The organism is Belliella buryatensis (assembly GCF_900188245.1).
GTDB lineage: Bacteria > Bacteroidota > Bacteroidia > Cytophagales > Cyclobacteriaceae > Belliella > Belliella buryatensis.
Genome location: NZ_FZOK01000003.1, coordinates 72,719 through 92,374, shown reverse-complemented (window position 1 = coordinate 92,374; position 19,656 = coordinate 72,719). Strand labels below are relative to the sequence as shown.

Below are 19,656 nucleotides of genomic sequence, written 5' to 3'. Positions count from 1 at the left end.
ATGTTCAAAAAACAAGACGACAAATCCGTGGTGGAGATGGTCAATTCCAGCAATGTGATTTCCAAAGAGACCGTCATCAAAGGTGATATCAAAGCACAAGGTAATATCAGAATTGAAGGTAAGGTAGAAGGTATAGTAGATTCCAAAAACAAAATTGTCATTGGGGATTCAGCCTTGCTCGTCGGGAATCTCCTAGCTGTGGAAGCTGAGATTTCGGGAAAGATAGAAGGCGAAGTTCATTGCTCAGGTGTGCTATTTTTGAAAAAATCAGCAATTATTGATGGAGATATCTATACCCAAAAACTTGTGGTAGAAAGTGGAGCTACTTTCAATGGCAGATGTCAGATGGGGGAGCAAACAAAAGGATTGAACGGAAAAGCTAAAAGTGCAGCATCTGAAAAAGAAGTCATCGCAGGATAGTTATCCTACCTATATTAAATACATTGGATTATCCTTTCAGCTCTTTGCCGTAATTGGCCTAGGTACTTGGTTAGGATGGTATATCCAAGGTAAGAGCCAGCTGATATTTCCAGTCTGGCTTTTGCTTTTTTGTTTCTTATCTATCATCCTAGCTTTCTATCAACTTTTTCAATCACTTAAAAATGATGAGAAGGTAGAAGATAAAAGAAAAAAACCTTAATTTTGCGCCTTCATTTGAACGGCATGTCCAGCATAAAAATATTTACGATAAGAATTCTTCTTCTGACCTTAGTTTTGGCAGGTGTAATCTATATGTTTCAAAATTACATACAACCCGCTTGGATTCATGACTCCATTTGGAAGATTCTTTCTTTTTTTGCTTTATTGACGTGGGTCACAGGAACTTTTGTTCATTATTTAATAAAATTAAGCAAAGAAAATTCTCCAAATATTCTATTGGGAGCTACAGCCATTAGATTTTTGGCAAGCTTAGGCTTTATAGTCATCTATCTATTCTTAGATGTTGAGAATATAATTCTGTTTGTAATAAATTTCTTTATCATTTATTTGTTCTACTTAATATTTGATATCTACGGGTTAATAGCTAATTTGCGCCCGCATTCAAAATAGGTCATAAAAATACGATTTGATGTTCCGTAAGTTTCTTTGCTTAAGTGTTTTATTTTCAGCGTTTTTGCTGACATTCTCCACCCCTACTTTCGCGGCAGGTGATGAAGAAGATAAGACTGGTTTTATCATGCATCACATTAAGGATTCCTACGAGTGGCATTTCGCTACCTTAGGTCATACCCATGTGACGCTTCCTTTGCCGGTGATTTTGTATTCATCTGATAGAGGACTTGAATTTTTTATGTCATCAGATTTTCAGGACCCTGAGACTCACAAATTTGGTGAGGCTTTTGGCCAAGATGTGTATTACATAGATGATCACGAACACCTTCACAGAGCAGATGGGGGAAGTTTTATAGATTTTTCCATCACTAAAAACGTAGCTATGTTATTTTTGGTTGTGATTGTAATGGGGTATTTGGTGCTTTCTGCTGCATCCCACTACAAAAAGAATGGTGTAAGTGCACCAAAAGGTATCGCCTCCTTCCTAGAACCAATTATAATCTTTGTAAGAGACGAAATAGCGCAGAAGTCTATAGGTCCTAAATACAAAAAATTTGTTCCTTATTTGTTGACGCTATTCTTCTTCATTTGGATAGGCAACTTGATGGGCTTGTTGCCAGGTGCAGCCAACTTGACAGGTAACATTGCTGTCACAGCTACACTTGCTGTATTGACATTCATCATTGTCAATGTCAATGGAAATAAAGAATACTGGAAGCACGTATTCATGACACCTGGTGTGCCTGTGCCTCTACTTCTTGTAATTGTACCAGTGGAAATCATTGGTTTGTTTACAAAGCCATTTGCTTTGATGGTCCGTCTCTTCGTGGCGATCACAGCGGGTCACATTGTGATCTTGGCATTCATTGCATTAGTATTCATCTTTGAGTCTTATGCAATAGGCGTAGTAAGTACCTTGATGGTGACCTTCTTGAATGTAATAGAACTCTTGGTAGCTACTATTCAGGCTTATGTATTTACACTCTTCACCGCGATGTATATCGGTGGAGCCGTAGCAGAGCACGAGCATCATTAATTAGAAATTTCTTTGTTCAATTTATAAATAATACACACGTATGTTAACTTCATTATTATTGTCTGCTGGATTGGCACTTATGGGTGCAGGTATCGGTGCTGGAATTGTAGCGATAGGCGCAGGTCTAGGTATCGGTAGAATTGGTGGTCAGGCTATGGAATCTATTGCTCGTCAGCCTGAGGCTGCTGGTAAAGTTCAGACTGCCATGTTGATCATTGCAGCTCTTATTGAAGTAGTATCCCTGTTTGCAGTAGTAGTTTGTCTACTTATTGCTTTGAACGCAGGTGGTCTTACTTTCTAAGAACAACAGAAAAGAGGGATTGGCGCTAGGCCAGTCCCTTCTCTTGATTTGAACAAACACGAAATTATAACACCTACATATAATGGATCTTATACTACCTAGTTCTGGGCTTATATTTTGGCAACTGATTGGATTCCTTGCCTTGTTGTATATTTTGATCAAATTTGCTTGGAAGCCAATTCTTAGCTCTTTGGAAGAAAGGGAAAACAGCATTGATAGTGCCTTGAAGGCAGCCGAACAGGCAAAAGCTGAAATGGCTAACTTGAAAGCTGAGAATGAGAAATTACTTCAAGAGGCAAGATTAGAAAGAGATAATATCTTAAAGACTGCCAATGAAGCATCTGCAAAAATGATTGAGGATGCAAAGCAAGCCGCAATCTCCGAAGGTGCTAAAATGATCGAAGCTGCTAAAGCAGTGATCGAGAATGAGAAGAAAGCAGCCTTGACTGAGGTTAAAAACCAAGTTGCTCAGTTGACATTAGAAGTAACTGACAAATTATTGAGGAAAAATCTTTCATCTGATGCTGCTCAAAAGGCATTAGTAGATGAAATGGTCAAAGATATTAACCTGAACTAAGATGTCTGAATTCAGAGTTTCAACCAGATATGCCAAGTCTATTCTAGAGCTCTCTATAGAAAAAGGAGTCCTAGAAGAAGTATTGGTCGACATGAAGCAACTTTCGGTAATTGCAGCGACTAATCATGAATTGGTTCTTTGTTTGAAGAGTCCAATCATCACCTTCGATAAGAAGCTAAAAGTGATGAAGGCTTTGTTTGATAAAACAGGCAATGCATTGACACTTGCTTTTTTCGAGATTGTTGCTCGTAAAAACAGGGCGGATCTTTTGGTGGATATTGCAAGAGAATTTCAAAAGCAATATAACCTGCATATGGGAATCCAAGTAGCCGATGTAACTACAACTTTCCCAATTACAGATGAAATGAGAAATAAGTTTATATCAGTTGTCAAAGATATCTCAGGCTTGGACAAAGTTGAACTCAATGAGAAAATCGATGCTGATATCATAGGAGGTTTTGTGCTGAAAGTAAATGATCGACAGTTGGACGAATCACTCAGCAGTAAGCTAAGGGCCTTGAAGCTTGAGTTTTCTTATAATCATTACGAAAGTAAAATCTAAATCAAAGCAATAACATTTAATCATATTCAATAATGGCAGAAGTAAGACCTGACGAAGTTTCGGCAATATTGAGAGAGCAACTCTCTGGTGTCAGAACTGAGGCTGAATTGGAAGAAGTGGGAACCGTCCTTCAAGTAGGTGATGGTGTAGCCCGTATCTATGGACTTTCTAAAGCTCAGGCTGGTGAATTGTTAGAGTTCGAAAACGGACTTAAAGCAATGGTGCTTAACCTGGAAGAAGATAATGTGGGTGCCGTATTGTTCGGTGACTCCAAAGAAGTAAAAGAAGGCGATACTGTTAAGAGAACCAAGAAAATTGCTTCTATCAATGTGGGTGAAGGCATGCTTGGTCGCGTTGTGGATACTTTGGGTAACCCAATCGATGGTAAAGGTCCTTTGGTAGGTGAGCTTTACAATATGCCATTGGAGAGAAAAGCTCCTGGTGTTATCTATAGACAGCCTGTAAACGAGCCACTTCAGACAGGTATCAAGTCTATTGACTCCATGATTCCAATCGGTAGAGGTCAGCGTGAATTGGTGATCGGTGACCGACAGACTGGAAAGACTGCCGTTGTAATTGATACGATTATCAATCAAAAAGAATTCTATGATAGAGGAGAGCCTGTTTTCTGTATCTATGTAGCGATCGGACAGAAAGCTTCTACAGTAGCTGGTGTTGTTGCTGCTTTGGAAAAAGGTGGTGCCTTGCCATACACTGTTGTGGTATCTGCTTCTGCTGCTGATCCAGCGCCAATGCAGTTCTTTGCTCCATTTACTGGTGCAGCTATTGGTGAATTTTTCCGAGATACTGGACGCCCTGCTTTGGTAGTTTATGATGATTTGTCTAAACAAGCTGTTGCTTACCGTGAAGTTTCTCTTCTATTGAGAAGACCTCCAGGACGTGAGGCTTATCCAGGGGATGTATTCTACTTGCACTCTAGATTGTTAGAAAGAGCTGCAAAAATCAATGCATCAGATAAGATTGCAAGTGAAATGAATGACCTTCCGGACTCTATCAAGCATTTGGTAAAAGGTGGTGGGTCTTTGACTGCACTTCCAATCATTGAGACACAAGCATCTGATGTTTCAGCTTATATCCCTACTAACGTGATTTCTATTACGGATGGTCAGATCTTCTTGGAGACTAATCTCTTCAACTCAGGTATCAGACCTGCGATCAACGTCGGTATCTCCGTATCTAGAGTAGGTGGTTCTGCGCAGATCAAGTCTATGAAGAAAGTAGCAGGTACCTTAAAGTTAGATCAAGCTCAATTCCGTGAATTGGAGGCTTTCTCTAAATTTGGATCTGACTTAGATGCTTCTACTAAGAGAACAATCGAAAGAGGTAGAAGAAACCAAGAAATCTTGAAGCAAGCGCAATATGCTCCAGTGGCAGTAGAAAATCAAGTAGCGATCATCTATGCTTCCACCAAAGGTTTGATGGATGCTGTTCCTGTAGAAAGAGCTAGGGAGTTTGAAAAAGAATTCTACCTACTTCTTGCAGCTAGCTACCCAGAGGCGCTTACAGCGATCAAGAAAGGTGATCTAGACGCAGCTGGTAAATTGCTTGAAGCAGCAGCTAAGGAATTGTCTCCTAAATACGCTAAATAATTATTGATTTATCATCAATCTTGGAGGCTTCTGTCTCCAAGATTGTGCTTATAAATAATACCCCTCCATATCAATCTAAAGTATGGCTAACTTAAAGGAAGTAAAGGAAAGAATCAACTCGGTAGTCTCTACCCAGCAAATCACCAAAGCCATGAAAATGGTGGCTGCGGCGAAGTTGAGAAGAGCACAGGACAAAATCACTCAGATGCGTCCTTATTCTCAAAAGCTGACTACAATTTTGAATAATGTATCTGCTGCTAGTGAAGGACAAGCTGACATCGTATTCGCAGAAAAGCGCGAGGTGAAGCATGTCTTGGTGGTAGCTGTTACTTCTGACAAAGGGCTTTGTGGTGCTTTCAATACCAATGTATTGAAGGCGGCTAGTCATGCTATCTCAAATGATTTTGCTGGGCTGAATGTGACTGTACTTCCTTTGGGTAAAAAAGCTTATGAATTTTTTAAGAAGAGAGAACAAAATGTTATTGCTGATTATTACCAAGTTTTCTCTGATGTGAGTTTTGACAATGTCAAATTTGCGGCTGAATTCGCAATGAATGCGTTTGTGGATGGCACCTTTGATAAGGTAGTATTGGTATATAACCAATTCAAAAACGTAGCTACGCAGGAAGTGATGACGGAACAGTTTCTTCCTATGACTTCTGAAGAGCTAGAAAATGGAGCGAAGAAGTCCGAGATTGATTATATTCTTGAGCCTTCTAGAGCTTATATCATTGAAGAGTTGGTACCTACGTCCTTGAAGATCCAATTCTACAAAGCAATTCTTGAATCCAATGCCTCAGAACATGGGGCAAGGATGACAGCCATGGACAAAGCGACTGAAAACGCTGGTGAGCTTTTGAAAGATCTAAGATTGATGTACAACAGAACACGTCAAGCTGCTATTACCAATGAAATCCTTGAGATCGTAGCCGGTGCAAATGCACTAGGAGGGAAGTAATTTCAGAATTAAGATCTAAGATTTTAGATTTACAGATATAAAAAACCACAAGCTGCGAAGTTTGTGGTTTTTTTGTGGTTAGCCATCTTCTTTTGCTGGAGGATTGGAAAAATTCATCAGCTTTAGAGGCTATAGCCAAAGAGTAGGAGGTAATAATAAATCCATATAAAACCATATTTTATGAATTATTTAAAAGTAAATATTAATTTTTGAGCGTAATTTTCAAAAATAAATTTAAATTTTTTAACTAAAAATTTGCTTCTTTCTTTCTTTCTTGGTATTACCTTAATTAGTAGGGATACATTTTAAGGTATTTTCATTATTCACAACAAAACCAAAAACACAATGAAAAACCAATTCAAAACAAGTAAAGTGGTACGTTTGGTAGCAACAGGTGCATTAAGTTTAATGCTGGTACTAAATGTTATGATTAGTCTGGAATTCGATAAGGATAATATCCTCCCATCTATTGCCTTAATTGAATTAGGAAATAAAGCAATGGCAATTGGGGAAGGAGAGCCTGATGGAGGTGGACTTTATAAAGAATGTTGGGTAACAATAACATCTGTGAAGGGTTATCCTGCTAGGTATTGCGGGACGTGTACCTGGATTGCAAATAGTAAGGGGTCAGGCCAGGGTGTTTGTCAAGAAGATCCAGTTATAGAGTAATTTTATTTGCTTATTACAAATTACCTGCTTTGTGATTGAATTCCCAAAGCAGGTGTTTTATTCGAATTTAAACTTTTAATATCCTTCAAATGAATAAAATCAAATACGGATCAATCTTATTATTAATACTTTTCATTAGTTGTAATACTAGTAATGAATTGGACAGAACGAGATTTATGGTGTTAGATTCTGTTGTCTACGCAACCGAATTTCCGAATGAATTTATTCTTGAATATAAGATAGAGACAGGTCTCGATATAGTAGGAGCATGGAGTTTTACAATTCAAGATAGTATGATGATTTTTTCGACTAGAAACAATAAAGGGTTATGGAAGTTCATTTCATTACCTGAACAAATTGAATTAGGAAATTTTTTAAATTTGGGGGAGGGTCCTTTAGAATTTTCTTCTACCCTGAGTGTGTCTGATAATGTAAGGTTTGTTAAATCTGATGGAGTGTTGTATTCCTATATCTATCATTTTGAAAATGGCAAATTATTAAAACTAAATATCACCGAATCTTTGAAAGCTAAGGAAACTATTGTCTCTGTTATTGATGATTCTTTACCTAAATTTCTATTTGATTTTGTTATGCTTGATAGTGGTAAGTATTTCTATCGGGAAATTTCAGACACGGAGACACAGCAATTGAGATATCTAGAAAAGCATGGAGATATATCTGTAAATTCAAATATGGCAAAGCTTAATGAAGCAGCTTTATTGGAAGGTGGTGATTTCGGTATAATGGCAACTATGACAAGATATAATGATCGTCATGATAAGATTGTTGAAATGAATTTTGGGCTAAACTATATCAACTTATATTCAGTCAATAATGATTTTGGCAAAACTATTTGTGTTGAATCCAAATTAGATGATATTGGACAGATTGAAAGTAAAGAAAATGTTGACAGAATATTTCGATTCAGTGCCGTAAGAGTATATGATGATTTTTTTGGAGTATTATATGTTAACGAGAAAAATGAAACATATTTTACATCAAGAGAAAAATATCCAGAGATTCTGTTGTTCGATTGGGGGGGAAATCCATTGGCTAATATTAAACTTCAAAGCCACATTACATCATTCGATATTGATTTCATTAGTAAAGAACTTTACAGTTTTGATAGTAGGACTGATGAATTTGCTAAATATGATATTGGAGAAATACTGTCAGTGATACAAAAATAGAAGCTGCCTAACCAAGACAGCTTCTATTTGATTTAACATCTTCAAAATCAATTTTACTACTTCATCCCAACCAACTTCACATCCAAGGTCACCTCATCATAGATCAACCTATCAGCAAGATTTTCGAAATAGTTTCCAGATCTGTACTTGATATCATATTTGGTTCTATCAAAAGTGATCTTGCCTGTCGCAATGACTTTATTTCCCTCTTCTGATACAGTTACTGGGAAAGTGACAGGGTTGCTGATACCCTTGATGATCAGATTAGCTTTGATTTCGTAATCCTTACCATTGCTGGTTTTGGCTTCAGTGATGGTCATGGATGATTTGTTGAATTTTTCTACCGAGAAGAAATCATCCGATTTCAAATGATCTACCAGCCTCTTGTTCGAGTTGGCATCTTTGATGTCTTCTACTGTGATGGTAGTCATGTTAATCTCAAAGCTACCACCTTGTATTCTGCCGTTTTCATAATCTAATTTTGCATCGGAAATAGAGACTTTTCCCCAATGCTCTCCTGTAACTTTGGCAGCTTTCCAGCCAACCGAACTTTCTGTTTTGCTGATATTGAGTAGTTCTCTTTCAGCTTCACTTACACTAGTGGTCCATAGCATTCCGACCAGCCCTAGTACTGTCATGATTATTTTCATAAGAAATGGTTTGTTTGAATGCTATTTAGACCTCTTTTTTGCTCAAGTGTTTAATCCAGCGCATGACTTTTGTATAAGCGGTAAAAAATCAAAGTTTTTTAGCTTCTTCCCAATATACATCCATTTCGGCTAAGCTCATATCTTCGATTTTCTTGCCTGCTTTTTTGGCAGCAGTTTCCAAGTATTGAAATCTTTTGATGAATTTTAGATTGGTTTTTTCCAACGCTTCCTCAGGATTGATTTCGATGAATCGAGCGTAATTGATCAGCGAAAACAACAGATCACCAAACTCTCCGGTGGCCTTCTCTTTGTCAATACTTTCCTCACTACTTGCATTAAATTCAGCTTTGAATTCTTGCATCTCTTCTTCTACTTTTTCCCAAACCTGTTGCTTTTCCTCCCAGTCAAAACCCACACCTCTTGCTTTTTCTTGGATGCGCATGGCTTTGATCAATGCAGGCAGAGACTTAGGCACACCTCCAAGTACAGAAGTATTGCCTTTTTCTTGGAGTTTGATTTTCTCCCAGTTTTGCTTCACAGCTTCTTCATCATCTGCTACTGTGTTACCATAGATATGAGGATGTCTCCTGATCAATTTCTCACATAAGCTATCGATAACAGCACTGATGTCAAAAGCCTCTTTTTCCGAGCCGATTTTGGCGTAAAAAACAATATGAAGCAGGATATCACCGAGTTCTTTTTTGATTTCCTCCATGTCATTTTCCAAGATGGCATCCGAGAGTTCAAAGGTCTCCTCAATAGTCAGGTGCCTGAGGCTTTCGATGGTCTGTTTCCTGTCCCAAGGGCACTGTTCACGCAATTCGTCCATGATGGTCAAAAGTCTATCAAATGCATCTAATTGGGTTTTTCTATTCGGCGATTCGGACATGTCAGGGAAACTAATTAGAATGTGTGGACGTTTGGAAAGTAATCTGTAAATTTGTGCAAATTAATTTGATATGGCAACTCTGTATTTAACATTAGGTTTCATCGCATTATTCTTTATCATGATGTCTGTGAGGCTGATATTTCTAAAAAACGGCGAATTCAAAGGTACCTGTGCTTCGCAAAACCCATACCTTAACAAAGATGGTGGAACATGTACTTACTGTGGTAAAACTGTAGATGCCAACAGCAGCTGCGGTAATCCAGACAACGAGGTAGATAAGGTACTTGCCAAATTCAAATAAACTTAGAAAAAAGTTTTTCACTCCCGGTTTAGCCGGGATTTTTATATACTAACTAAAAACATTCCCAGTGGCTTTAATTAAATCAATTTCTGGTATTCGTGGTACCATTGGAGGCAAACCAGGTGAAGGACTGACTCCATTGGATGTTGTTAAATTCACTTCAGCATATGGAGCCTGGGTGGTACAAAACACTGGCAATCCAAAAATTATTATTGGTAGAGATGCAAGGATCTCAGGGGAGATGGTGTCCAAATTGGTTGCAGCTACTTTGCAAGGTCTGGGTATTGACGTCATTGATCTAGGTTTGAGCACGACGCCTACCGTAGAGTTGGCTGTTCCATTGGAGCAAGCTGGCGGAGGAATTATCCTCACTGCAAGTCACAATCCTATTCAGTGGAATGCTTTGAAGCTACTCAATAGCAAAGGTGAATTTATCTCTGATTCAGAAGGCAAGGACGTACTTTTGCGTGCAGAGAATGATGATTACAGCTTCGCCGAAGTTAAAAAGCTTGGCTCTTATACGGTGATTGATGATTACATTGATAGGCATGTAGAGCATGTATTGGGATTAGAATTGGTAGATAGAGCAGCCATTGCAGCAAGGGACTTCAAAGTAGTGATAGATTGTGTCAATTCTACAGGAGGGATTGCTCTACCAAAATTACTCAGAGCTTTGGGTGTGGAGCATATTGAAGAAATGTATTGTACCCCTGATGGGCACTTCCCGCACAATCCAGAGCCACTCCCTGAGAATTTGAGAGATATCTCCGAAAAGCTCAAAAAGGGAAAATATGATCTTGGAATCGTAGTAGATCCAGATGTAGATAGACTTTGTTTTATGAATGAGGATGGTTCTCCATTTGGAGAAGAGTATACCTTGGTGGCTGTAGCAGACTATGTACTTTCCAAGACTCCTGGCAATACTGTTTCCAATCTCAGCTCTACAAGAGCATTGAGAGATGTGACAGAAAAGCGCAAAGGACAATATCAAGCAGCCGCAGTAGGGGAGGTGAATGTTGTCAATAAGATGAAGGAAACCAATGCTGTCATTGGAGGAGAAGGTAATGGAGGTGTGATCTATCCTGAGTCACATTATGGAAGAGATGCCTTGGTTGGCATAGGATTGTTTTTGACACATTTGGCTAAATTCGGGAAGTCTATCTCTATGTTGAGAGCGACCTATCCAAACTATCATATTTCCAAAAATAAAATTGAGCTTACCCCGGATATCAATGTGGACCAGGTCCTGGAGGCTATCAAAAAGAAATACGCCAAGCAGCCTATCAATGACATCGATGGAGTAAAGATTGAATTTGATAAAGAGTGGGTTCACCTGCGCAAGTCAAATACAGAACCGATCATTAGAATCTATTCTGAATCTGAAAGCTTGGCTACTGCTGAGCATTTGGCCAATAAGATCATCACAGATATCAAAGAAGTAGTGACTGCTTCCTAAATCTAGGCTCAGCCCTGACTGATCCTATTTATATTTTCAAACCCAGCCCAAATATTAACAAAGATCATGAGAGTTTACTTCGACAATGCGGCCACTACGGCGATGGATGACAGGGTGATAGCAGCCATGTTGCCATTTATGAAAGAGCATTATGGTAATCCATCTTCCGTACACAGTCATGGACGTGAAGTTCGTACCGCCATTGAGCGATCGAGGAAAAAGGTAGCGGAGCTTTTGAATGCTACTCCTGCTGAGATTTTTTTCACGTCTGGAGGAACTGAAGCAGATAATACGGCCATCGTTTGCGGTATTCAGACTCATGGGATTCAGCATGCGATTACCTCTCCACTTGAGCATCATGCAGTTTTGCATACACTAGAAGAATGTGCTAAAAAGGGAATGGTCAAGCTAAGTCTACTGGAAGTAAATGACCAAGGAGATATCAACTTAGATCACTTACAAGACCTTCTCAGAGCGAACCCAAAAAGCTTGGTCTCTGTCATGCATGCCAATAATGAAATCGGGAACATCAATGACCTCACAGCAATCGGTAATCTCGCAAGGGAGTATGATGCGTTTTTTCATTCTGACACCGTTCAGACCATGGGACATTATGTGCATGATCTCAAAAACTTACCTGTAGATGCGATAGTCGCTGGCGGACACAAGTTTCATGGACCAAAAGGCTCTGGATTTCTTTATGTCAAAAAGGACAAGAAAATCACCCCATTCATCTATGGAGGTGCTCAGGAGCGTAACATGCGTGGGGGTACTGAAAATGTCATTGGTATCATAGGAATAGCCAAGGCATTAGAGATTGCTTATGAGGACATGGATGGACATCGCAAGCATGTAGAAGATATCAAAAGTAGGTTTATCGAAAAGTTGAAAGCTGACATTCCTGGGGTGGAGTTCAATGGCCTTTCTGCTGAAATGGATAAGAGTCTCTATACGGTCTTGAATGTGAGCCTTCCTCCATCAGAGGAAAATGGAGGTATGCTACTCTTCAATTTGGATCTTCATGGTATTTCTGCCTCTGGAGGATCTGCTTGTAGCAGTGGTGCTACGGTAGGTTCACATGTACTCAGAGCTATTGGAGCCAAGGCTGACCGTGACTCGGTCAGGTTTTCATTCAGCAGGTTCAATACAGTAGAAGAAGTAGACTACACGGTTGAGAAATTGAAGGAACTCTACGGGGTGATAGCTTAGATTAGCCTTTTAAAAACCTGACAGGTTCTGTGTTATAACCCTTATAATCAAAATATTGGTTATTTGATTATACGCTCATTTGTCAGAAGTCAATTTATTGGTTTAATGGTCTGTTATTGGTCAATATCAATTAGTATCTAATATCTATTAATATCAGAGTTAAGTTAATAGAGATTTTTACTCAAAAAGTCAGTATTAATTCCCAGCATAAATAATAAAGACCGTAGGGATTTTGTGAAGGTCGATTTTAGACTTTTTCCAATCCTGAATAGTTTTTGTGACAATGACCTCATCGCTAGCGGTTAGGTTTTTTGCTATACAAAGCTTGGTGTTTGGGTGAAGTTGAGTCTTGAGGTCTTCAAGTACCTGATTGTTTCTAAAGGGTGTTTCCATAAAAATCTGCGTTCTATTCATCTTGGCAGATTCAGCTTCCAGGTTTTTGATGGCTTGTGCTCTGTCCTTTTTGTCTATGGGCAGATAGCCGTGAAAAGCGAATGATTGCCCATTGAACCCTGAGCCCATCAAGGCTAAAAACATGGAGCTAGGCCCAGAAAGGGGGACTACTTGGATGCCTTTTTCATGGGCCCAAGCTACGGCCACTGCTCCTGGGTCTGCGATTCCGGGACATCCTGCTTCGGAAATGATTCCCATATCCTCACCATTTAGAATGGGCTGCATGAGTTGTTGGAGTTGAGCAGTGCGGGTTTTTTTATTCAAAATCTCAAAGTGTAAGTCCTCGATTACTAATCCTAACTTCAAACTACTGATGTATCTTCTGGCAGTTCGAAGTTCTTCTACGAGATAGTATTTGGTGTTTTTCACCACTTCCTTGATCTGTGGAGACATGATGGTCAAAGAGGTATCAGCTGCAAGAATGGAGGGGATCAAATAAAGTTTGCCTTTCATGCCTCAAAGATGGCTATAATATAGTCAGCGGTCAACTTTAACTTCAAAGCAATGGCTATGATTCAATGTTTGGGATTTCTAAAAGTTAAGAGCGTAAAGGTCGGTACTATTGGCTGATAAAAAAATACAAAATAGCAGTCAACTGCTCCAGTAATTATCTCCTGTCCGTTGACTGCTGATGTTTCCTACCTAAAAGTGTACCTCAAGCCTATACCAGCTCTAAAGTAAGTCCCGTATTCAGTTGGGAAAATCGGCGATGCCTCCATTAAGAAGCCAAAGTTTCTGGTATTGGCAAATGGCTTTACCAAAACGCCAAGTGGTACGCCCAAGTACAGCCCATCTCTATTGCCTTCTGTACCCAAATGGAAACCACTGTAGAAGTTGACCTCTTCTTTCTGCACAAAATTGTACCCGAAGGTGCCTTCTATTCCTACTCGCCCTCCTGTGGATACACGCGCTTCACCAAAGATTTTGTTGTCTGGATCAGAGCCGATTGAAGCAAAAGTTGCGGAACTCAATCTGTACACTCCTGCGCTGATTTGTGCTTGTGATTCCATCACTACTGCGAAAAAAAGCAGCATCGAAAATAGCATTAACTTTTTCATAATATTTGAATAGTTGGTTTCCCCTCACTTTTCAAATACTTTGCCAAAATCAATGTAGAAGGATTCTTTGACCAGTTTTATTGCTTTCAAAGGCTGCCTCTATGATTTGTAGGACCACTATGGCTTCTTCCATCTTTACCGAGAGTGGAGCTTCATCAAGGATGGACTTACCTACATTTTCATAAAACTCCCTGTAATCTCCTCTTTCGGTTGGATACTTTTGGATTTTGTCAGCGAGGTAGACTGTACCCCAGCTTCCTGCTGCTTCCAAACCCCAATCATCTCCTACTGGAAGTGTATCAGCTTTCAAAGCCTTTTCTTGAACATCTAGGCCATACTTGCTATATGAACCTTGCTCTCCCATGAGCAAAAATTTAGGCACGGGCGCATTGCTCATTATTGATGCTGTCAATCTAACGTAAGGTTTGTCATAACCCAAGATGATATCGAAAAAATCGTCTGCAAGCGCTCCCTTCCTTTGTTTGAGGATATTGGCTTGTACCCACTTGGGCTTACCGAAGAGTACCAATGCCTGATCGATCAAATGTGTTCCCAAATCATAGGTGATGCCATTACCTGGTACAACCTTTTCCCTCCAATTATCCGTGATCTCAGGTCTAAATCGATCAAAGTGTGATTCAAAATGTGCTAACTCCCCCAGGATACCTTCTTTCAGAATTTTTTCAACCGTTCTGAAATCCCCATCCAATCGCCTATTTTGAAATACAGTCAGCATCAAGCCCTTTTCCTCTGCAAGTGCTTTGAGCTGTTCTGCTTCATCACTGTGTATGGTGATCGGCTTATCTACAACCACGTGTTTGCCATGCTCCAGGCAGAGTTTGGCCTGCGCAAAGTGGTATTCATTGGGTGTGACGATCACAATCAGCTCAGCAGCATCAGCGGCGAGTAGTGCCTCAAGACTTTTGTATACGGAGACTGACGGGTACTTTTCTTTTGAATGCTCTCTGTGGCGTTCTACCACTGCCGTCAACTCTAAATATGGGCAAACATGGATGAGTGGGGCGTGGGTTTTTTCTCCTACATTCCCATAGCCTACGAGAGCTGTTCTGATCTTTTTCATGCTAGTTTAAAAATTAAAGCTTCATTTCTATGGCTCGCTTGACCAATTCTATGGCAGAGCTGACCCCTAGTTTAGAATGGATTTTCTTACGGTGTGATTCTACCGTCAATTGACTCAGGTGCAATTCTTCGGCTATCTCCCTATTGATTTTTCCATTTTTGATCATGGTCAAGATTTGTAGTTCACGTTTGGAAAGCTTATACCTGTCTTTGAAGCCATCATGAGCATAATCATCATTACTCTGCTGTATGGCTTTCTGAAAACTCATGACATGTACACCTTCATGAACTTCTCTGATGGTATAAATCAATTCATCAGGATCGGCATCTTTGAGCACATAGGCATCTGCGCCGAGTTGTTGACACTTTTTGAAGATGGATTCTTCATCATACATGGAGAGGACGATGACTTTGGTATCTTCTTTTCCTTTTTTGATAGCTTTGATGACCCCTTCTCCATCTACCACAGGCATATTCATGTCTGTGATGACTACATCTACATGTTTTTTCGAAATAAATGCTAGGAGGTCCTGACCATTAGTGAATACATCAAGTACATCGAAATCCTCTTCTTCAGAGAGCATTCCTTCGATTCCTTTTGCGAATAATTTATGATCGTCAGCGAGGGCTATTTTAATCTTAGGTGGCATAATCATCCAAAAGATAGCTTATGCAATCGAATTAGGCAAAATAAGTTTGACCAAGGTGCCTTTGCCTAACTCAGAAGTGATTGAAATAGAACCACCTATTGTCTGCATTCTTTTCTGCAAATTATACATGCCAGAGCCATTGGAGGCCTTTTCGGTATCAAAACCTACTCCATCATCCTCAATATGGACTTCAAGATGCTGTGGATTTTGCACCAAGTTGATGCCAAGCCTTTTGGGCTTGGCATGCTTGATGACATTATTGAGACACTCTTGGATTACTCGAATCAGAACCAGTTTTTTGGATTGGTCAACCCCTTCTGGCTCGCCGATTCTCTCAAATTCAATTTGGCAAAAATTCAAGTCTTCTAGCTTTGAAAGCTCTCTTTTGATAAAAGCTTCCAAGTCGATGGCGTTGACCCAATCTAGGTTTAGGTCTTTGGAAAGGGTACGAACTTCCTTGATCACTTGGTTGACAAGTTGCCTGCCTTCTTGGATTTTCTCTGGCTTGCTACTATTCAGGGTGAGCTTCGTGAGTGAGAGAAGCTGACCGATATTGTCATGCAGCTCTCGCCCTACATGGGAGAGTGTTTCTTCTTGGATTTCTTTTTCTGCATTGAGGATGGTTTTGTCAAACTCCGCCTGTAATGCTTCTAGTCTCTGTTTGTTTTCGATCTGACGCTTACGATGAAGCAGGACCATCAAGATGATAAAAGAACCCATCAAGAGCATCAAAATAAATCCAGAGAGGATTATCACAAAAACGCTAGGCGTATCTTGAACCATATACAGTTGATCTTAAAAGCGCTGTGAATATACAGAATTTTGTCAAGGGGCTTGGCTATAAGAAACTGAAATGTGTCTAAAAAATTGTTTCAAGCTTTCGGTGTATTTTTAGTAAGAAAGGGAAGATAAAAAGCCAATCCCATTCCGAGATACATGAATATGGACATGGTTCTTTTTAAGGAGCCTAAAATTAAAATTAGATTTCGATCTAAATCAGTTACAAATGTTATTGAAGAAAAGTAAAGGAAAGTGCTCGTGTAAAATAAAAATATGCAGGTAGTAATCCAAAACAGAGGATTCAAAGGCAGTTTTTCATCAATAAACCAGTCTTTTAAGAAAATAGAAATAAAGAAATAGATACAGCATAGAATAATCATAAAGCTCCCTAAAGAAAAAGAATAGGTATGAAAAGTATATAAGTCTTCGATGAAAAGGGTATAGATAACTCCCCAAACCAGAAATAAAAGGGAGGCGATTTTGATCAGGAGTTTTGCCTTTTTAGATTCAAAAAAACTTTCGAAAAGCCATAGGATCAATAAAGTCTCTAAATAAACGAAGAATATGTTGTAGACATCAATGTTATTTATTTTTCTTGGAACTGTATAGGATCCATATGACTCAAGACTGAATGCTAGTAGTAAAATAATAAATGTGATAAGATGTTGTTTCTTAAAGCTATTTTTTAAAAAAAAGAGAGGTACGCTTAAAAGCAACCCCAATAGAATAAATCCAGTATACCAATTAAGTATCTCCATTCTTTTGTTTGTCAACAACTAGGAGGGCAAATTCTTCCTCCATTCCATGCATCTTCCTCATCTTCATCAGAATCATCAGAATCTGATGCGCTACCGATATCTTTTGGTCCTGCTTTGGTCATATCAGCAGGAACCAAAACTAATGAAATTCTTCTAATATATTCTTTCCAAATTAACTATGGTGAATGGAAATGAAATAACCATCTAAATCTTTTGCTCTGATCTATAGAGATAAGGAACATAGAAGGCAAGCCCCATGATCAAATACATAACTACTGCTAATATTCGTTTAAAATCTCCTAGAATAGTAATTAGAGACATATCTAGATCAAAAAGTAAATCAAAAAAAGAAAAATAAAGAAATGTAGTTGTATAGAATAGGAATATACTTGTTATAATCCAAAAGATAGGATTAATCACTAAGTTTTCTCCTAAGTAATTATCTTTTAAAATTATTGAAAGGAAAAAATAAATACTACAAATAATAATAATAAGACTTCCTAAAGAAAAGGAAGATGTGTGAAAAGTTTCCATACTTTGAAAAAAGAGGCAAATAATACTACCATAAATTAGAAATGAAATTGAAGCTATTTTGAGTAATAATTTTATTTTTTTCTCTTTAAAAATAATGTAAAATAAACTAAGTATAAGAAGTGTTTCAACGTAAACAAAAAATATGTTATAAGCTAAATTATTGTTTATTTTTCTCAAATAGGTGTAAGTCCCGTATAGCTCAAGCAGGCAAGCTGTCAATAGAATAATAAAAGTAACCAAATGTTGACTTTTGAATGTCTTTGATAAAAAAAAGTGGGGAATGCTCAAAATAAACCCCACCAATATTATTCCATTGTACCAATCTAGTAGATTCATATAATTTAATGTCAGCATTCAGGAGGACAAATTCTACCTCCATTCCAACCATCTTCCTCCTCTTCATCAGAATCATCAGAATCTGATGCGCTACCGATATCTTTTGGTCCTGCTTTGGTCATATCAGCAGGAACCAAAACTAATGAAATTCTTCCAATATATTCTTCTTTTTCTGGCCGCTCCTTAGGTAACATTGATATGGTTTCTTTATCATATTGTCCGATGTACATTTTCAGTCCACCAACCTTTCCATCGGCGTCAGCTTTTTTTAAAGCCTCTTCTATGGTCTCTCTGTCAAACCAAACCCAGTCGGTTTGTTTTTCGATTGGATTGTTATCCTTATCCCGACCTGGAATGTGGATTTGTCCATGTTTGCTGTAGTACGCTCTGAATTTTTTGATTAATCCTTTTTTCATGTTACGCTTGGTTAGGTGGTTATATTTAGTAAGCTTGTGAAGCTCTTTTATTAATAAACAAAGGGATAAAAAATGAAAGTCCAAAAGTCAAATACATGAGGCCTGCAAGAAATCGGTTGAAGGAAAAAAAGATGTCCACATGAGTCACTACGACACTGGGATAAAACTGATAAGTTCCAAACAGAACGATGGCCTCAGCATAAAAAAATAGAATAGAGCAGGTGATCCAGAAGTGTGGGATTTGCACTAGATTTTTATCAGGATAAAGTTTGAGATTGAGAATTCTATATAAAAATAATCCTGTCAGGCCAATGATAAATAGCGCAAAGGGTAAGAATGAGAAATATTGGAATGTGTTGGTCATGTCCTGGTAAAGGAAAGAATTGAGAATACCCCAAAGAAAAATCAATACAGTCATCCATCTGATACCTGTTTTTAATTGTTGACTTTGCTCCAAAGAGTAGAAGTACAGAATCAGCAAAAGTGATTCTAAGTACACCCAGCCAATATTATAGAGTAAAGCATTGTTGATCCGCCTGGCAGCAGTGTAAGATCCTGCCGACTCCATACCAAAAACTAAGAGAAGAATCAGTAAGATGATTCCGTGACTTTTGATCTGAGGCTTGTTTTTGATCCCCCAATAAATCAGAGATGCAAAAAGTCCCAACCCTATAGAAATCAAATAAAAATCTGCGCTCATGTTGCCAATTTTGATTACAACAAAGCTAAAGCATTAAAAACCTCTAAAAAATACCCTGTTGAGGGTATTTTTTGGGGTTATATTTCTACTTCATCGAACTTAGCCAATGCCACTTGAAGATGCTTAAAAGTTTCCTCCCGAAGAATTACGACTTACATTATGAAAAGAGCCTGATATGTAGAGCTAGACCCAATATTCCCGAAGGGAATAAATATAATTAACCCTACGTGCCAATGTGGAAAAAAGGTATGCCCCACTCCACAACACCGAAGGTGTTGAATTTCTATTCTTTGTAAACTTGAAGTTATAGGAAATAAAAGGCAAGGATGATCGACCCCAAAATGGTAACCCCTGTAAAGATAATTTTACTTTTCTTGATACTACCATCTTTATGTTTAACAAAAAACGCCGAAATAGCGACTAATAATAT

Annotated in this window: 22 protein-coding genes; 13 read left to right on the top strand and 9 right to left on the bottom strand. The window is 38.6% G+C overall.

Annotation, left to right across the window (positions count from 1 at the left end; translation table 11 throughout):
• The 10 genes from CHB66_RS04020 to CHB66_RS03970 all read left to right on the top strand — a co-directional run bounded on the left by CHB66_RS04020 (nt 1) and on the right by CHB66_RS03970 (nt 7,956).
• Complete coding sequence (locus tag CHB66_RS04020) at nt 1-420, top strand: bactofilin family protein (protein ID WP_212668437.1); 420 nt, start codon at nt 1-3, stop codon at nt 418-420.
• Nucleotides 386-640 carry an AtpZ/AtpI family protein gene (locus CHB66_RS04015; protein WP_089238240.1) on the top strand — a complete coding sequence of 85 codons (255 nt, stop codon included), beginning with the start codon at nt 386-388 and terminating at the stop codon, nt 638-640. The genes CHB66_RS04020 and CHB66_RS04015 overlap by 35 nt, the downstream gene beginning before the upstream one ends.
• A gap of 429 nt (nt 641-1,069) precedes the next feature.
• Nucleotides 1,070-2,089: a F0F1 ATP synthase subunit A gene (gene atpB, locus CHB66_RS04005; protein WP_089238238.1), complete on the top strand. Its 1,020-nt coding sequence runs from the start codon at nt 1,070-1,072 to the stop codon at nt 2,087-2,089.
• A gap of 40 nt (nt 2,090-2,129) precedes the next feature.
• Nucleotides 2,130-2,390, top strand: coding sequence for an ATP synthase F0 subunit C (atpE, locus tag CHB66_RS04000; RefSeq protein WP_014771320.1), 261 nt, complete (start codon nt 2,130-2,132; stop codon nt 2,388-2,390).
• An 82-nt stretch (nt 2,391-2,472) separates the two neighbouring features.
• Nucleotides 2,473-2,967: a F0F1 ATP synthase subunit B gene (locus CHB66_RS03995; protein ID WP_089238236.1), complete on the top strand. Its 495-nt coding sequence runs from the start codon at nt 2,473-2,475 to the stop codon at nt 2,965-2,967.
• A 1-nt stretch (nt 2,968) separates the two neighbouring features.
• Nucleotides 2,969-3,529, top strand: a complete 561-nt coding sequence (gene atpH, locus CHB66_RS03990) for an ATP synthase F1 subunit delta (protein WP_089238234.1) — start codon at nt 2,969-2,971, stop codon at nt 3,527-3,529.
• Nucleotides 3,530-3,561: 32 nt separating this feature from the next.
• Nucleotides 3,562-5,139, top strand: coding sequence for a F0F1 ATP synthase subunit alpha (gene atpA, locus CHB66_RS03985; protein WP_089238232.1), 1,578 nt, complete (start codon nt 3,562-3,564; stop codon nt 5,137-5,139).
• Nucleotides 5,140-5,221: 82 nt separating this feature from the next.
• Entirely contained in the window at nt 5,222-6,097 is an 876-nt protein-coding gene (gene atpG, locus CHB66_RS03980) for an ATP synthase F1 subunit gamma (protein ID WP_089238230.1), read from the top strand.
• A gap of 345 nt (nt 6,098-6,442) precedes the next feature.
• Complete coding sequence (locus CHB66_RS03975; protein ID WP_089238228.1) at nt 6,443-6,766, top strand: hypothetical protein; 324 nt, start codon at nt 6,443-6,445, stop codon at nt 6,764-6,766.
• Nucleotides 6,767-6,855: 89 nt separating this feature from the next.
• On the top strand, nt 6,856-7,956 hold the full coding sequence (locus tag CHB66_RS03970; RefSeq protein ID WP_141107366.1) for a TolB-like 6-bladed beta-propeller domain-containing protein: 1,101 nt from the start codon (nt 6,856-6,858) through the stop codon (nt 7,954-7,956).
• Between the two features lie 56 nt (nt 7,957-8,012).
• Here CHB66_RS03970 and CHB66_RS03965 read toward each other — a convergent pair whose 3' ends face one another.
• Complete coding sequence (locus CHB66_RS03965) at nt 8,013-8,606, bottom strand: YceI family protein (protein ID WP_089238224.1); 594 nt, start codon at nt 8,604-8,606, stop codon at nt 8,013-8,015.
• 88 nt (nt 8,607-8,694) lie between these two features.
• On the bottom strand, nt 8,695-9,495 hold the full coding sequence (gene mazG / locus CHB66_RS03960) for a nucleoside triphosphate pyrophosphohydrolase (RefSeq protein WP_089238222.1): 801 nt from the start codon (nt 9,493-9,495) through the stop codon (nt 8,695-8,697).
• A 70-nt stretch (nt 9,496-9,565) separates the two neighbouring features.
• Here mazG and CHB66_RS03955 point away from each other — a divergent pair, with 70 nt between their 5' ends.
• From CHB66_RS03955 to CHB66_RS03945, 3 genes are all read left to right on the top strand, one after another.
• Nucleotides 9,566-9,796: a hypothetical protein gene (locus CHB66_RS03955; protein ID WP_076497691.1), complete on the top strand. Its 231-nt coding sequence runs from the start codon at nt 9,566-9,568 to the stop codon at nt 9,794-9,796.
• A 67-nt stretch (nt 9,797-9,863) separates the two neighbouring features.
• Complete coding sequence (gene glmM, locus CHB66_RS03950; protein ID WP_089238220.1) at nt 9,864-11,252, top strand: phosphoglucosamine mutase; 1,389 nt, start codon at nt 9,864-9,866, stop codon at nt 11,250-11,252.
• 66 nt (nt 11,253-11,318) lie between these two features.
• The gene (locus CHB66_RS03945) at nt 11,319-12,461 is read left to right on the top strand and encodes a cysteine desulfurase family protein (RefSeq protein ID WP_089238218.1); all 1,143 of its coding nucleotides are present in this window, start codon (nt 11,319-11,321) and stop codon (nt 12,459-12,461) included.
• Between the two features lie 195 nt (nt 12,462-12,656).
• Here CHB66_RS03945 and CHB66_RS03940 read toward each other — a convergent pair whose 3' ends face one another.
• The 7 genes from CHB66_RS03940 to CHB66_RS03900 all read right to left on the bottom strand — a co-directional run bounded on the left by CHB66_RS03940 (nt 12,657) and on the right by CHB66_RS03900 (nt 19,226).
• Nucleotides 12,657-13,367 carry an SAM-dependent methyltransferase gene (locus CHB66_RS03940; RefSeq protein ID WP_089238216.1) on the bottom strand — a complete coding sequence of 237 codons (711 nt, stop codon included), beginning with the start codon at nt 13,365-13,367 and terminating at the stop codon, nt 12,657-12,659.
• Nucleotides 13,368-13,552: 185 nt separating this feature from the next.
• Nucleotides 13,553-13,972, bottom strand: coding sequence for an outer membrane insertion C- signal (locus tag CHB66_RS03935; RefSeq protein WP_089238214.1), 420 nt, complete (start codon nt 13,970-13,972; stop codon nt 13,553-13,555).
• Between the two features lie 49 nt (nt 13,973-14,021).
• Nucleotides 14,022-15,053 carry a Gfo/Idh/MocA family oxidoreductase gene (locus CHB66_RS03930; protein ID WP_089238212.1) on the bottom strand — a complete coding sequence of 344 codons (1,032 nt, stop codon included), beginning with the start codon at nt 15,051-15,053 and terminating at the stop codon, nt 14,022-14,024.
• 13 nt (nt 15,054-15,066) lie between these two features.
• Complete coding sequence (locus CHB66_RS03925; RefSeq protein ID WP_317045578.1) at nt 15,067-15,708, bottom strand: response regulator; 642 nt, start codon at nt 15,706-15,708, stop codon at nt 15,067-15,069.
• A gap of 12 nt (nt 15,709-15,720) precedes the next feature.
• Nucleotides 15,721-16,485, bottom strand: coding sequence for a sensor histidine kinase (locus tag CHB66_RS03920; RefSeq protein WP_089238208.1), 765 nt, complete (start codon nt 16,483-16,485; stop codon nt 15,721-15,723).
• Between the two features lie 1,636 nt (nt 16,486-18,121).
• Nucleotides 18,122-18,526 carry a hypothetical protein gene (locus CHB66_RS03905; RefSeq protein WP_089238204.1) on the bottom strand — a complete coding sequence of 135 codons (405 nt, stop codon included), beginning with the start codon at nt 18,524-18,526 and terminating at the stop codon, nt 18,122-18,124.
• Nucleotides 18,527-18,551: 25 nt separating this feature from the next.
• Nucleotides 18,552-19,226 (bottom strand): hypothetical protein, encoded by a 675-nt coding sequence (locus CHB66_RS03900; protein WP_089238202.1) that lies wholly within the window; start codon nt 19,224-19,226, stop codon nt 18,552-18,554.
• Nucleotides 19,227-19,656 lie beyond the last annotated feature (430 nt).

Excerpts from the sequence above, each read along its gene's own strand:
- CHB66_RS04020 (WP_212668437.1), top strand. The coding sequence starts at position 1 with ATGTTCAAAAAACAAGACGACAAATCCGTGGTGGAGATGGTCAATTCC.
- atpB (WP_089238238.1), top strand. The coding sequence starts at position 1,070 with ATGTTCCGTAAGTTTCTTTGCTTAAGTGTTTTATTTTCAGCGTTTTTG.
- atpE (WP_014771320.1), top strand. The coding sequence starts at position 2,130 with ATGTTAACTTCATTATTATTGTCTGCTGGATTGGCACTTATGGGTGCA.
- CHB66_RS03995 (WP_089238236.1), top strand. The coding sequence starts at position 2,473 with ATGGATCTTATACTACCTAGTTCTGGGCTTATATTTTGGCAACTGATT.
- atpH (WP_089238234.1), top strand. The coding sequence starts at position 2,969 with ATGTCTGAATTCAGAGTTTCAACCAGATATGCCAAGTCTATTCTAGAG.
- atpA (WP_089238232.1), top strand. The coding sequence starts at position 3,562 with ATGGCAGAAGTAAGACCTGACGAAGTTTCGGCAATATTGAGAGAGCAA.
- atpG (WP_089238230.1), top strand. The coding sequence starts at position 5,222 with ATGGCTAACTTAAAGGAAGTAAAGGAAAGAATCAACTCGGTAGTCTCT.
- CHB66_RS03975 (WP_089238228.1), top strand. The coding sequence starts at position 6,443 with ATGAAAAACCAATTCAAAACAAGTAAAGTGGTACGTTTGGTAGCAACA.
- CHB66_RS03970 (WP_141107366.1), top strand. The coding sequence starts at position 6,856 with ATGAATAAAATCAAATACGGATCAATCTTATTATTAATACTTTTCATT.
- CHB66_RS03965 (WP_089238224.1), bottom strand. The coding sequence starts at position 8,606 with ATGAAAATAATCATGACAGTACTAGGGCTGGTCGGAATGCTATGGACC.
- mazG (WP_089238222.1), bottom strand. The coding sequence starts at position 9,495 with ATGTCCGAATCGCCGAATAGAAAAACCCAATTAGATGCATTTGATAGA.
- CHB66_RS03955 (WP_076497691.1), top strand. The coding sequence starts at position 9,566 with ATGGCAACTCTGTATTTAACATTAGGTTTCATCGCATTATTCTTTATC.
- CHB66_RS03945 (WP_089238218.1), top strand. The coding sequence starts at position 11,319 with ATGAGAGTTTACTTCGACAATGCGGCCACTACGGCGATGGATGACAGG.
- CHB66_RS03940 (WP_089238216.1), bottom strand. The coding sequence starts at position 13,367 with ATGAAAGGCAAACTTTATTTGATCCCCTCCATTCTTGCAGCTGATACC.
- CHB66_RS03935 (WP_089238214.1), bottom strand. The coding sequence starts at position 13,972 with ATGAAAAAGTTAATGCTATTTTCGATGCTGCTTTTTTTCGCAGTAGTG.
- CHB66_RS03930 (WP_089238212.1), bottom strand. The coding sequence starts at position 15,053 with ATGAAAAAGATCAGAACAGCTCTCGTAGGCTATGGGAATGTAGGAGAA.
- CHB66_RS03925 (WP_317045578.1), bottom strand. The coding sequence starts at position 15,708 with ATGATTATGCCACCTAAGATTAAAATAGCCCTCGCTGACGATCATAAA.
- CHB66_RS03920 (WP_089238208.1), bottom strand. The coding sequence starts at position 16,485 with ATGGTTCAAGATACGCCTAGCGTTTTTGTGATAATCCTCTCTGGATTT.
- CHB66_RS03905 (WP_089238204.1), bottom strand. The coding sequence starts at position 18,526 with ATGAAAAAAGGATTAATCAAAAAATTCAGAGCGTACTACAGCAAACAT.
- CHB66_RS03900 (WP_089238202.1), bottom strand. The coding sequence starts at position 19,226 with ATGAGCGCAGATTTTTATTTGATTTCTATAGGGTTGGGACTTTTTGCA.